Below are 11,856 nucleotides of genomic sequence, written 5' to 3'. Positions count from 1 at the left end.
CGGCGGCACCACCAGGTGCTTCGGCAGCTGGTTCGCGTAGATCGTGCCGAACATCGCGACGCCGAACGAGCTGCCCATCGTGCGCAGGAAGCTGATGCCGGACGTGGCCACGCCGAGGTCGGAGTAGTTGGTGGTGCTCTGCACGACGATCACCGGCACCTGCATCACCAGGCCGATGCCCGCGCCGAGCACGACCATGAACGCGCCCATCACCCAGTAGCTCGTGCCGGCGTCCAAATAGGACAGCAGGAAGATGCCGACGGTCAGGCCCACCGATCCGACGATCGGGAACGCCCGGTACTTGCCGGTGCGGCTGATCGTGTTGCCGGTGAGCAGCGCCGTCGACATCAGCCCGGCGATCAGCGGCAGCATCCAGAGTCCCGACGCCGTGGCCGACTCGCCGCGCACGTACTGCAGGTAGATCGGCAGGTACGTGATGCCGCCGAGCATCGCGAACCCGACGACGAAGCTCAGGATCCCCGACACCGTGAACACCCTGCTGCGGAACAACCTCATCGGCAGCATCGGCTCGGCCGCGCGTTGCTCGACGAGGACGAACGCCACCAGCAGGACCACAGACCCCGCCGCCATCCACAGGATCGTCGGCGACGTCCACGGGTACTCGGTGCCGCCCCAGCTCGTGACCAGCGTCAACCCGGTCGCCGCGAGCGCGATCAGCGCGATGCCGGCGTAGTCGATCTTCGGATGCCCGTCTGCCTTGATCGTCGGCAGCGCGGCGATCGCGACCAGCACCACCGCCACCCCGAGCGGGATGTTGACGTAGAACGCCCACCGCCAGCTCAGGTGGTCGACGAACAGCCCGCCGAGCAACGGCCCGGCCACCGTCGCGATGCCGAACACCGCGCCCGCGAACCCCTGGAACTTCCCGCGCTCCCGCAACGGCACGACGTCCGCGATGATCGCCGTCGAGGTGACCATGAGCCCGCCAGCGCCCAGGCCCTGCACGGCCCGGAAGGCGATGAGCATCCCCATCGACTCCGACCAGCCCGCGAAGAACGACCCGACCAGGAACAGCACGACGCTGACCAGGAACGTCTTCTTGCGCCCGTAGAGGTCGCCGAACTTGCCGATCAGCACCGTCATGATCGTCTCGGCGAGCAGGTACGACGTCACCACCCACGACAGGTGCGGGCCGCCACCCAGTTCGGCCACCATCGTGGGCAGCGCGGTGGACACGATCGTCTGGTCGAGGGCGGCCAGCAGCATGGCGAGCAGCACGGCCGCGACGACCAGGTTCCGCCGGCGGGTGTCGATCATCTCGGGCACGGGCCGATGATGGCCCAGGATCGTCGGACCCGCTGGCCAAGGTCGGTCGTGTGGGTGCGAAGGCTTCTCCGGTCGCGGACAGCACGCTCGCGGACGACGTCTTTCCGCGCGACGTCTTTCCGCTCGACCCCGACCGCACGATCGAGAAGGACGCCGTGCTGGAGTGGTCCTGATTTCGCGCTCAGCCGGATTCACCGCGCAAAGGCTCAGCGCCACCCCATAGGGTTGAGGTGCGATCACCAGAAGGAGGCCGTCTTGATCTTCATCACCGCCAAGTTCAGGATCCTGCCGGAGTACGCGGACACCTGGCCGGAGATCTCCCGCGGCTTCACCGAGGCGACCCGCGCCGAACCGGGCTGCCTGTGGTTCGACTGGTCGCGAAGCATCGACGACGAGGCCGTGTACGTGCTCGTCGAGGCGTTCCGGGATGGCGACGCGGGTGCGGCGCACGTGCAGTCCGCGCACTTCAAGGTCGCGCAGGCCGAGCTGCCGCCGTACCTGGAAGAGACGCCGAAGATCGTGAACGCGGTGCTGGAGCAGGACGACTGGTCGCTGCTCGGCGAAATGGCGGTTGGGCCACGCGGGTGAGCATTGCTCAGATCGTTTGGCGCAGGACAGATCCTCCGCCCAGGATGTCGCCATGGACGCCTTCGTGGAGTTGTCCGCCGAGCTGACCGGGTTCTCGGCGGAGGAGCTGAGGTCGACCGGACTGGTCGAGCAGTACCGCGTGATCGCACAGGACGCAACGGACGCTGAGCTGATCCAGCTCTGGTACACCGGCGTGTGGCGCGGGGTGATTCCAAGCTCCCGCGCCTACGCCGAGGGGCTGGCGTGGAAGGCCGTCAACGCACCTGCTCCGGGCACGGCGGGGCCTGGGTTCGGGAGCTGGGAGCGCAGACCCAGAAGCAGCGTCAGATGAGGGCCGTGGTGGTCGGGGCAGGGTTCGCCGGCTCGTTGATCGCGAAAGTGCTGGGGGACAACGGGTTTCAGGTGATCGTGCTGGAGGCGGGCGCCGAGACCGAACACGACGAGGCAGTGCGGAGGTTTCACACCGCACTGGTCAAATCACCGCTCGCGCCCTACCGGACCACGGTGGCCGCGCCGTCGAGCGACTACGTGATCAACACCGGGACCGGGCCGTTCGCCTACAGCAGCCCGTACCTGCGGATGAACGGCGGCACCGGCACCGTCTGGACCGGCATCACGCCCCGCATGCACCCAGAGGACTTCCACACCGCGGACCTCGGCCGCGGCCGCAGCTGGCCGATCGAGTACGACGACCTGGAGCCCTGCTACCGCGCGGCGGAGTGGGAGATCGGGGTCTCGGCCGACGCCGACGAGCAACGGCAGCACGTCCCGGTCGCGGACGGCTACGCGTATCCCATGCACGCCCTGCCCCGCACGTATCTGGATCACGCCGTTGCGTCCGTTGTGGACGGACGGAGCATCGACGGGCGTGAGCTTCTCGTCACCGGTACACCGCAGGCGCGCAACGGAATCGCCACCAGGGGCTACCGGCCCGACGGACACCTGTGCTCGGGGTTCGCGAGCTGCGTGCCGGTGTGCCCGGAGAACGCCAAGTACACGCCGCGCCGAACGCAGAAACGCTGGTCGAACCAAGTCGAGCTGCGCACGAGATGCGTCGCGAACCGGGTGCACGCCGACGAGTTCGGACGCATCACCAAGGTCAGCTACCAGCGCTACACCGACGACACGACCGGCAGGCACACCCGGCACGAGGTCGAGGCGGACGTGGTCGTGCTCGCAGCGCACGCCATCGAGAACGCCAAGCTGCTGCTCATGTCCGGCCTCGCGAACAGCAGCGACCAGGTCGGCCGCAACCTCATGGACCACCCCGCGCTGCTGACGTGGGCGTTGATGCCGCAACCGGTCGGACCGTTCCGCGGACCGGGCTCGACGACGAGCATCGAGGCGTTCCGGGCAGGCGGAGAACGCGGCAGGCGAGCGCCGTTCCGCATCGAGATCGGCAACTGGGGCTGGGGCTGGTCAGCGGGCAGTCCCGACTCCGACACGGCCGAGTTCGTCGCGGCGGGCCTGCGCGGCAACGCCCTGAGGAAAGCGGTCGCAGAACGGGTCGGCAGACAGTTCACACTGCAGTTCGAGATCGAGCAGGAAGCGGACCCGGCCAACCGCGTCACGCTGGCCTCAGCAGCAGACGCACTGGGCAACCCGCGCCCGAGCATCCAGTATGGACTGTCGGACTACGTGAAAGACGGGCTCCTGGCGGCGAAACGGGTCTCGGACCAGCTGTTCGAGATGCTCAAAGCCGAGGACTACACGTCGTACAAGCCGGACGAGGAAAGGTACTTCGAGCACAACGGCGAACCCCTGCGCTACTGGGGCGCGGGCCACGGCGGCGGCACGCACATCATGGGCGCGCGAAAGGAAACCTCGGTCGTGGACCAGTGGCAACGCTGCTGGGACCACCCCAACCTGTACGCGGTGGGCTGCGGCAGCATGCCGTCGCTCGGCACGTCCAACCCGTCGCTCACGATGGCCGCACTGGCCTTGCGAACGGCCGACCACCTCGTGTCACGCCGCGTCGAGCTGAGCCAGCCGGCGCACCTCGCGCACGACCGGTGACCGGGTGAAAGCCGAGGAAACGGCGCCCAGCCAGGCGGTTTCGGCCTCCACGCTGCGCGCGGCGCGGAGCACTGATCGCCGGGTTCGCGAGCGACGAGTGCGTGCTGCTGTTCGTGAACGCCACCAGGCTCGGACCAGGGTGTTACGCGGGGGACGCGGGCCTGCGCTGCGCACGCTGAACCAGGAGGATCGCGGCCGCCACCGCGACCAGCACGACGGCGTTGCCGAACGCCCACACGACCGCGTGGTGGTGCACGGTGTCGCGGCTGGCGGCCGGGTCGCGGAACACCGGGTTGACCTGCGTGATCAGCAGGATCTTGGCCGCTACCGACAACGCCAGGCAGCTGAGCGCCCACCTCGGCGCACCTGAGACGACGGCGAGAACCACGGCGAGCGGCCCCCACGGCAGGTAGTAGTAGACCGGGCTACCCGCGGCGAACACGCCGACCAGCGACCCCGGCCGCGGATCGGCCAGTAGCTGCGGGTTCCACACGACCTGCTCGTAGAGGTTGCCGAAGAACCACATGCTCAGCAGCGGAACGACCAATCTGGAAAAGTTCACCCGGTCATGGTGCCGAATGTCGAAAGCTCCGTGACGTCGATCGACGCAGGGGTGGCAGCCGCTGACCGCTGCCAGTCGACAACGAGGAGAACAAGATGCGGTTCATGCTCATTCACCGAGTCCTGGAGGACGACCCGGCCTCGTGGGAGCCGAACCCGGAGCTCATCGAGCGGATGAACGGCTTCATCGAGAAGCTGGTCGCGAACGGCGCCCTGCTCACCGCTGACGGTGTGCACAACAAGGGCGCGGTGGTGCGCAGGCGCGGTGCCGCGGTCAGGTCGATCGACGGGCCGTTCGCCGAGGCCAAGGAGGTCGTCGGCGGGTTCATGATCATCAACGCGAAGGACCTCGCGGAGGCCACGGCCCTCGGCGAGGAGTACATCACCTGCTTCGCCGGCGTCGAGGAGATGTCGGTCGAGGTGCGTCAGGTGGTCGAGGCGGAGGACATCGAGCCCTACCTGAACAAGTAGGCCAGCTCCAGGACGAACCACTCGCCGTCTAGCGAGCACGGTCCGCCGGGGTGCAGCCGCACGTCCTCGACGTCCAGCGCGGCGAGGACGTGCGGCCCGTCCAGGTCCAGCGCGCAGTCCGCGACCGTGCGCACGCTGACGTCGTCCGGGTGGATGTCGAGCGGCGCGGCCTGATGCTCGCCTAGGTCCTTCAGCTCCACGAGCCGGTTGCGGTAGAACGACTTGCCGATGTTCGTCAGCCGGTGCACGGGCGACACCGGCCGGTACACCCAGCCGCCGCGGTGCTCCGAGATGAACCGCGGTTCGCTGCCGTCGAGCCAGTCCATCCTGCCTTCCGAGCCGTTGATGCTCAGCACGACGTACGGGTTGTGGTGCAGGTGCCACGGGTGGGTCTCGCCGGGTTCGAGCTGGACCTCCCACACCCGGATCACCGGGTCGTCGTGGAGCACCCGCTGACCGACATCGACCAGCACGATCTCCTCACCGGACGGCGACACCACGACGTCACCCCTCAACGCGCACCTCCCACAGTCTTCCCCCGACCTCTATGTTCGACCAGGAGGGCGCCTTCGGGGGAGGGATCATGCGGAAAGCGATTTCAGTCGTGCTCGCGATCATGCTGGCCGTGGCGGGCTGCGCGGGTCGGGCCGAGCAGCGGGACCTGCGGCACGTCAGCTATCTGACGTCGTTCAACACCTTCGGCAGGGACGCGTACGTGTACGTGGCGCAGGAGAAGGGCTTCTTCGCCAGTCGCGGGCTCCAGGTCGACATCACGCCGGGCACCGGCAGCGTCGACGTGCTGAAGCTGGTCGGAGCCGGTCGGGCCGACTTCGGCGTCGCCGACTTCACCGCCACCGCGATCACCCTGGCGAAGGAGAGGCTGCCGGTCACCACCGTGGCGGCCATCCACCAGCGCTCGCTCGCGGCGATCGTCGCGCTGGACGGCAACGGGATCTCGAAGCCGGCGGACCTGATCGGCAAGAAGATCGGGGACCAGCCGGGCTCGACGAACCAGGTGATGTTCCCGGTCTACGCCAAGGCCGCGGGCATCGATCCGGCGAAGGTCGAGTTCGTGCCGTCCGCACCGCCCGCGCTGCCGCAGCTGCTGGCGGCGGGACAGGTCGACGGGATCGGCCAGTTCGTCGTCGGCACGCCGCTGATCGAGGCCGCGGCCAAGGGCAGGAAGGCCGTCGTGCTGCCCTACGGAGACCTCGTCCCGGACCTGTACGGGAACGCGCTGGTGATGTCGAAGGAGCTCGAGCTCAAGTCGCCCGAGGTCGCGCGGAGTTTCACGGACGCGCTGCTCGAAGGCCTGGAGTACGCGATCGCACACCCGGACGAGGTCGGCCCGATCCTCAAGAAGTACCAGCCGACCCAGGACGCGGCGGTGGCGAGCGCCGAGATGGCGTTGATGGCGCCGTACGTCCGGCCATCCGGGTACAGCGGCAGGATCGGCGGGATGACCGAAGAGCGGGTCGAGAAGATCATCCGCACGCTGGTGGAGGCCCGCGCGATTCCCGACGGCGTCGTGCTGAAGCCCGGCGACCTGGCGACGTTCGGGCTCGCCCCGAGGTGATCAGGGTTGAGCGGGTCTCGCAGGCCTTCGGGACGGTCGGTGCCTTGGCGGGCATCGACCTGGAGGTCGGCGAGCACGAGTTCGTGGCGGTGATCGGGCGGTCGGGTTGCGGCAAGTCCACCTTGCTGCGCCTGATCGCCGGTCTGCTGACACCCTCCGCCGGCCGGATCTCGGTGGCCGACGAGGAAGTGACCAAGCCGCGCCGGGACGTCTCGGTCATGTTCCAGCGGCCGGCGTTGCTGCCGTGGCGGTCGGTGCTGTCCAACGTGCTGCTGCCGATCGAGATCTGCGGTCTCGGTGATCATCGGGAGCGCGCTCACGAGCTGCTCGCGCTCGTCGGCCTGGCGGGGTTCGAGAAACGGCGGCCGCACGAGCTGTCCGGCGGCATGCAGCAACGGGTGTCGCTGTGCCGGTCGCTGATCCAGAGCCCGCGGGTGATGCTGATGGACGAACCGTTCTCCGCGCTGGACGCCATCACCCGCAGCGAGCTCGCCGAGGAGCTGCAACGGGTTCAGCTCGAACTGCCGCGCGCGGTCGTGTTCGTCACGCACTCCATCGACGAGGCGGTGCTGCTCGCCGACCGGATCGTGGTGCTCAGCCCGCGCCCCGGCCGGATCCACCAGATCGTCGACGTCTCGATCCCGAGACCGCGAGCGCTGGGACAGGCCGAACTCGACGAAGTCAGCCGCGAACTCCGCGGCCTGCTGAGCGAGGTGACGGCGTGAAAGCGTTGCTGCCGGTGCTGGGCCTGGTCGCGATCATCGGGCTCTGGTGGCTCGCGACGATCGTCTTCGGGATCGAGTCGTTCCTCGTGCCGTCACCGGCGGACGTCGTCGCGTCGTTCGCCGAACTGCCGGGATACCTGCTCGAACAGACCCTGGTCACGTTGTGGGAGGCCGTGTTCGGCTTCGCGGTGTCCATTGTGGTCGGCGTGCCGATCGCGCTGCTGATCGTCGGCTCGAAGATCATGGAGCGGATGTTCTACCCGTTGCTGGTGGCGCTCAACGCCGTGCCGAAGGTCGCCATCGCGCCGATCGCGGTGGTGTGGTTCGGTTTCGGCATCGAGTCGAAGGTGCTGCTGGTCGTGCTGGTGTGCGTCTTCCCGATCGTGATCTCGACGGCGTCGGGCATGAAGTCCACGCCGGACGAGCTCGCGGAACTGTTCCGGTCGCTCGACGCCACCCGCGGTCAGGAGTTCTTCAAGCTGCGGCTCAGACACGCTCTGCCGCAGGTGTTCGTCGGGCTGAAGGTGGCGATCTCGCTGGCCGTGATCGGCGCGGTGATCGCCGAGTTCGTCGGCGCCCGCGCCGGACTGGGTTACGTGATCTACACGTCCGGGGCGAGCGCCGACACCTCGCTGGCGTTCGCGGCGATGACCCTGCTCGCGATCATCAGCGTCGGCCTGTTCTACGGCTTGTCCTACCTGGAGAGGAAGGTCCTGCCCTACGCCTGACCGCCCGCGGCCAGCTTCATCAGGTCCGAGTCGAGGTCGATCGACAGCTCGGTGCCGCCCGCGCTGCCGAACTCGTGCTGGTAGCGGCCCCACGAGTCGTCGCGCACGGTCTTCTCGAACCCGGCGGCGATGAGCGCCACCAGTTCCAGCGCCGCGCGGTCGATCCGCTTGTTCAGTCCGGGGTCGGTCCAGTCCTCGGTCGCGGCGAACAGCGACGTCGGCACCACGACGGTGCGCAGGTAGGCGAACAGGCCGCGCATCTGGTCGTCGACCACGAGTGCGTGCCTGGCGGTACCGGCGGTCGCGGCGAGCACCACGGGCTTCGCGATCAGCAGGTCGTTGTCCAGGATCTGGAAGAACGAGGTGAACAGCCCGCTCGCGCCCGCCTTGTAGACCGGGGTGCTGGCGACGATGCCGTCCGCGTGCTGCAGGGCGTCGATCGCCTTCTGCAGCTTCGGGCCGATGTGGTTGGACACCAACGCGTTCGCGATCTCGCCGGCCAGCTCGCGCAGCTCGATCGTCTTGATGCCGACGGTGAGCTGCTTCTGCACCCCGAGCGTGGCGACGCGCTGGGCGACCCGGTCGGCGAGCAAGCGAGTCGACGACGGGTCGCTCGTGCCGGCCGACACCATCACGAGCTGCTTCTGGGTGGTCATCTCTCCTCGTTTCCTGCCAGCTTGCGGGTGATCACGGCGAGCTGTTCGAGTTCTTGTGGCGTGAGCACGTTCAACGCGCGGGTGACGCTGCGAGCGTGCGGGCGGCCGATCTCCTGCTGGGTCTTGCGGCCGGCCGGGGTGAGCGACAGGCGCACACCCCGGCGGTCACCGGGATCTGTGCAGCGGTCCACCAGCCCGCGGTCGACCAGGCGGTCGACCATGCGGGACAGGGCGGGCTGGCTGAGCAGCACGTGGCGGTTCAGCTCGCTCATCCGAAGTGGACCGTCGCATTTGGACAAGGTGTAGAGGACGTCGTACTCCCGCATCGTCAGGTCGCCCCAGACGTCCTCCGCGCCGAACTGCTTCATCAGCACGGCGTAGGCCCGCATGAGCGACTCCCACGCCTCGTTCGCTCGCGTCATTCCGTGTCCTGGTACGGCGAGCCACCCGTGACGTTGTCACCCCGGTTGGCGTTCGGCTTGGGTTGACGGGCGGGCTCGTCGCCGTACTTCTCCTTGACGCGCAGGGCGTGCGTGGGCGGCTTGGCGGTCTCCGGGTCCTGCCGCGACTCGATCTCCTTGCGCAGCACCGGAACCACTTCCTCGCCCAGCAGGTCCAGCTGGTTCAGCACCATTTTGAGCGGCAGGCCGGCGTGGTCCATCAGGAACATCTGGCGCTGGTAGTCGCCGAAGTGCTCGCGGAAGGTCAGCGTCTTGTCGATGACCTCCTGCGGGCTGCCGACCGACAGAGGCGTCATCTCCATGAAGTCCTCCATCTTCGGCCCGTGCCCGTACACCGGCGCCTCGTTGAAGTACGGCCGGAACTCCTTGAGCGCGTCCTGCGACCGCTTCGCGATGTAGGCCTGGCCGCCGAGGCCGACGATGGCCTGCTTCTCCGTGCCGTGGCCGTAGTGCGCGTACCGCTGGCGGTAGAACTTGATCAGCCGCATGTAGTGCTCTTTCGGCCAGAAGATGTTGTTCGCGAAGAAGCCGTCACCGTAGAAGGCGGCCTGCTCGGCGATCTCCGGCGTGCGGATCGAGCCGTGCCACACGAACGGAGGCAGGTCGTCCAACGGACGAGGCGTGGAGGTGAAGCCCTGCAACGGCGTGCGGAACTTGCCTTCCCAGTCCACGACGTCCTCGCGCCACAAGCGGTGCAGGAGGTTGTAGTTCTCCAGCGCCAGCGGCAGGCTCTGCCGGATGTCCTGACCGAACCACGGGTACACCGGCGCGGTGTTGCCGCGGCCGAGCATCAGGTCCATGCGGCCCTTCGACAGGTGCTGCAGCATCGCGTACTCCTCGGCGATGCGCACCGGGTCGTTCGTGGTGATCAGCGTCGTCGCGGTGCTGACGATCAGCTTCTTGGTCCTGGCCGCGATGTGCGAGAGCAGCGTGGTGGGAGCGGACGAGAAGAAAGGCGGGTTGTGGTGCTCGCCGATCGCGAAGACGTCGAGCCCGACCTCCTCGGCCTTCTCGGCGATCTGGACGATCGCGTCGATCCGCTCGGCCTCGCTGGGGGTCTCGCCGCTCACCGGGTCCCTGGTGATGTCGCTCACCGAGAAGATTCCGAACTGCACGGCAGCCGCCTCCTTCAGTCTCAAGTTCTATGCGTTTGCATCTACCTTAACGCACGAGGCCGTGAGCTATTCCCAACTACGCTGCGCGGATGTTCTCGGGAGAGTTCGAGCTGCACCTGACCGGCTCGGAGTGGCAGGTCGACGAGCTGGCGGAGTTCGCTGAGCAGCACGAACTCAAGTTCAGCCACATCGAGCTGCAGCGCGGGGAGATGCCGTCGCAGCCGATGCTGACGATCAGCGCCAAGGGCACGCTCGACGAGGCGCGGGCCGTCGCCGAGCGCTGGCGGGCGAAGATGAATGCGGCCGAGCTCTACCTGGTGCGGGTCAAGATCGAGGCGGCACCGTGGAACGAGGGCGTACCTCGGACCGACGACGAGGCCGGCCCCGAGCTGTACTTCGAGCACCACGTGAAGCTGCGGCTGCGAGGGAACTGGCGCGACTACTACATGGGCATCTACCGGGCGATGGAGCCACACGAAGCCCACGTCTCGCGCAACGCCCGCCGCATCAGTGAGGACGGCACCGAGGAACGGTTCGTCACGCAGCGGTGTTTCGGGGTGGGCCGGTCGACCGCGAAGCAGCGGCTGACCGCGCTGCTCGGCGACCTGGCCGAGTTCGACGTGCTGGAGGTCGAGGAGGAGTACGTCGTCGCGGACGACGCGCTGCACCTGGACAACGGCTGGATCCACGGCAAGGCCAGGCACGGCGTTGACGAGCGGCTGCGCCAGGCTCCGTCGTGGGTCAGGGGCTTCCCGGCGACCTACTACCCGCTCGAGATCAAGCCGAGCCAGAACATCAAGCAGCGCGCCGTGTTCGATCCGGCGCTCAAGCACCACCCGCACGCGTTCCGTCCCGGCGACCCGCGGTTCGGCGACCCAGCGCAAGGAGCGCGCTGGCTCGGCGGGCGGCGGGCGGCGATGGCCCGCGTGCTGCACCTCGTCGCCAGGTCGCAGTGGTCGGAGAACCTGGTGCTGCGCGGCAGCATGGTGATGCGGGAGTGGTTCGGCGACGCCGCGCGCGAGCCCGGCGACCTCGACTTCGTGGTGACGCCGCGCGACATCGCGTTCGGCAGCCCGCGGGCGGAGCAGCTCGTCGACGACCTCCGCGAGGCGATCAGCGACGATCCCGGTCCGGTGCTGTGCCCCGGACCGGTCGACACCGAGCCCATCTGGACCTACGAACGGGTGCCCGGCCTGCGGCTGGTGTGCCCGTTCGAGGTCAGCGGCCTGCCGTACGGGATGGTCCAGGTGGACCTGGTGTTCGAGGAGGAGCTGCCGATCGCGCCGGAACCCGTCCGGATCGCCGGCACGACCGTGCTTGCCGCGAACATGGAGCTCTCACTCGCCTGGAAGCTCCAGTGGCTGGTGACGGACTCCTACCCGCAGGCCAAGGACCTCTACGACGCCGCGCTGCTCGCCTCGCGGACCACCGTGAACACCGGTCTCGTCATGGACCTGCTGGAGCCCGAGCTGGGGTCTCGGGCGCTCGACTTCGACCGGAAGTCGTTGCTGGAGCTCGATCACATCGACTGGGACAACGCGCCGACCGAGCTGCCGGTCACGAAGGCCGACGAACCGGAGTTGCTGCAACGGATCGCGGCCGCGCTGGCCTAGACGGCTGATTCCAAGGGGTCGGCTCTGTTGGCGTCTGCAAGTACCGCCAACTCTTGATC

General features: G+C 68.1%; 15 protein-coding genes. 9 read left to right on the top strand and 6 right to left on the bottom strand.

Annotation, left to right across the window (positions count from 1 at the left end):
- Positions 1-1,278: MDR family MFS transporter (locus UK23_RS45850; RefSeq protein WP_045318143.1), on the bottom strand; the 1,278-nt coding region annotated here is incomplete at its 3' end.
- Positions 1,279-1,337: 59 nt separating this feature from the next.
- Here UK23_RS45850 and UK23_RS54740 point away from each other — a divergent pair.
- From UK23_RS54740 to UK23_RS45835, 4 genes are all read left to right on the top strand, one after another.
- On the top strand, positions 1,338-1,460 hold the full coding sequence (locus UK23_RS54740; protein ID WP_269112346.1) for a hypothetical protein: 123 nt from the start codon (positions 1,338-1,340) through the stop codon (positions 1,458-1,460).
- Positions 1,461-1,542: 82 nt separating this feature from the next.
- A complete protein-coding gene (locus tag UK23_RS45845; protein ID WP_045318140.1) occupies positions 1,543-1,875 on the top strand; it encodes a putative quinol monooxygenase in 333 nt (110 codons plus the stop codon).
- A gap of 52 nt (positions 1,876-1,927) precedes the next feature.
- A complete protein-coding gene (locus UK23_RS45840) occupies positions 1,928-2,206 on the top strand; it encodes a hypothetical protein (protein ID WP_045318139.1) in 279 nt (92 codons plus the stop codon).
- Positions 2,203-3,891 carry a GMC family oxidoreductase gene (locus UK23_RS45835; protein WP_045318138.1) on the top strand — a complete coding sequence of 563 codons (1,689 nt, stop codon included), beginning with the start codon at positions 2,203-2,205 and terminating at the stop codon, positions 3,889-3,891. The genes UK23_RS45840 and UK23_RS45835 overlap by 4 nt, the downstream gene beginning before the upstream one ends.
- A 142-nt stretch (positions 3,892-4,033) precedes the next feature.
- Here the strand turns inward: UK23_RS45835 and UK23_RS45830 are convergent, their stop codons facing one another.
- Positions 4,034-4,453: a hypothetical protein gene (locus tag UK23_RS45830; RefSeq protein ID WP_156213871.1), complete on the bottom strand. Its 420-nt coding sequence runs from the start codon at positions 4,451-4,453 to the stop codon at positions 4,034-4,036.
- A 95-nt stretch (positions 4,454-4,548) separates the two neighbouring features.
- Here UK23_RS45830 and UK23_RS45825 point away from each other — a divergent pair, with 95 nt between their 5' ends.
- Positions 4,549-4,923 carry a YciI family protein gene (locus UK23_RS45825; RefSeq protein ID WP_045318136.1) on the top strand — a complete coding sequence of 125 codons (375 nt, stop codon included), beginning with the start codon at positions 4,549-4,551 and terminating at the stop codon, positions 4,921-4,923.
- On the opposite strand, the gene UK23_RS53425 is transcribed toward UK23_RS45825, so the two are convergent.
- Positions 4,908-5,438: a hypothetical protein gene (locus UK23_RS53425; RefSeq protein ID WP_196778178.1), complete on the bottom strand. Its 531-nt coding sequence runs from the start codon at positions 5,436-5,438 to the stop codon at positions 4,908-4,910. The genes UK23_RS45825 and UK23_RS53425 overlap by 16 nt on opposite strands.
- Before the next feature lie 68 nt (positions 5,439-5,506).
- Here UK23_RS53425 and UK23_RS45815 point away from each other — a divergent pair, with 68 nt between their 5' ends.
- The 3 genes from UK23_RS45815 to UK23_RS45805 are packed head-to-tail and all read left to right on the top strand — an operon-like array spanning position 5,507 to position 7,952.
- Positions 5,507-6,499 (top strand): ABC transporter substrate-binding protein, encoded by a 993-nt coding sequence (locus tag UK23_RS45815; RefSeq protein WP_045318141.1) that lies wholly within the window; start codon positions 5,507-5,509, stop codon positions 6,497-6,499.
- A complete protein-coding gene (locus UK23_RS45810; RefSeq protein WP_045318135.1) occupies positions 6,496-7,224 on the top strand; it encodes an ABC transporter ATP-binding protein in 729 nt (242 codons plus the stop codon). The genes UK23_RS45815 and UK23_RS45810 overlap by 4 nt, the downstream gene beginning before the upstream one ends.
- The gene (locus UK23_RS45805; protein ID WP_045318134.1) at positions 7,221-7,952 is read left to right on the top strand and encodes an ABC transporter permease; all 732 of its coding nucleotides are present in this window, start codon (positions 7,221-7,223) and stop codon (positions 7,950-7,952) included. The genes UK23_RS45810 and UK23_RS45805 overlap by 4 nt, the downstream gene beginning before the upstream one ends.
- Here UK23_RS45805 and UK23_RS45800 read toward each other — a convergent pair.
- The 3 genes from UK23_RS45800 to UK23_RS45790 are packed head-to-tail and all read right to left on the bottom strand — an operon-like array spanning position 7,943 to position 10,184.
- Positions 7,943-8,608, bottom strand: coding sequence for a CE1759 family FMN reductase (locus tag UK23_RS45800; protein ID WP_045318133.1), 666 nt, complete (start codon positions 8,606-8,608; stop codon positions 7,943-7,945). The two genes, UK23_RS45805 and UK23_RS45800, sit on opposite strands and share 10 nt — an antisense overlap.
- Positions 8,605-9,030: a MarR family winged helix-turn-helix transcriptional regulator gene (locus tag UK23_RS45795; RefSeq protein WP_045318132.1), complete on the bottom strand. Its 426-nt coding sequence runs from the start codon at positions 9,028-9,030 to the stop codon at positions 8,605-8,607. Before UK23_RS45795 ends, UK23_RS45800 begins: the two co-directional genes overlap by 4 nt.
- Entirely contained in the window at positions 9,027-10,184 is a 1,158-nt protein-coding gene (locus tag UK23_RS45790; protein WP_045318131.1) for an LLM class flavin-dependent oxidoreductase, read from the bottom strand. Before UK23_RS45790 ends, UK23_RS45795 begins: the two co-directional genes overlap by 4 nt.
- Positions 10,185-10,273: 89 nt before the next feature.
- Here UK23_RS45790 and UK23_RS45785 point away from each other — a divergent pair, with 89 nt between their 5' ends.
- Positions 10,274-11,797 (top strand): nucleotidyl transferase AbiEii/AbiGii toxin family protein, encoded by a 1,524-nt coding sequence (locus UK23_RS45785; RefSeq protein WP_045318130.1) that lies wholly within the window; start codon positions 10,274-10,276, stop codon positions 11,795-11,797.
- Positions 11,798-11,856: the final 59 nt, after the last annotated feature.

The organism is Lentzea aerocolonigenes, assembly GCF_000955955.1.
In the GTDB taxonomy this organism is placed as follows: Bacteria; Actinomycetota; Actinomycetes; order Mycobacteriales; family Pseudonocardiaceae; genus Lentzea; species Lentzea aerocolonigenes_A.
This window is presented reverse-complemented; position numbering and strand designations above follow the sequence as displayed.

Bases quoted from the DNA above. Each gene is read 5' to 3' on its own strand.
- UK23_RS45795 (WP_045318132.1), bottom strand. From the start codon at position 9,030: ATGACGCGAGCGAACGAGGCGTGGGAGTCGCTCATGCGGGCCTACGCC.
- UK23_RS45840 (WP_045318139.1), top strand. From the start codon at position 1,928: ATGGACGCCTTCGTGGAGTTGTCCGCCGAGCTGACCGGGTTCTCGGCG.
- UK23_RS45835 (WP_045318138.1), top strand. From the start codon at position 2,203: ATGAGGGCCGTGGTGGTCGGGGCAGGGTTCGCCGGCTCGTTGATCGCG.
- UK23_RS45800 (WP_045318133.1), bottom strand. From the start codon at position 8,608: ATGACCACCCAGAAGCAGCTCGTGATGGTGTCGGCCGGCACGAGCGAC.
- UK23_RS45825 (WP_045318136.1), top strand. From the start codon at position 4,549: ATGCGGTTCATGCTCATTCACCGAGTCCTGGAGGACGACCCGGCCTCG.
- UK23_RS45815 (WP_045318141.1), top strand. From the start codon at position 5,507: ATGCGGAAAGCGATTTCAGTCGTGCTCGCGATCATGCTGGCCGTGGCG.
- UK23_RS45785 (WP_045318130.1), top strand. From the start codon at position 10,274: ATGTTCTCGGGAGAGTTCGAGCTGCACCTGACCGGCTCGGAGTGGCAG.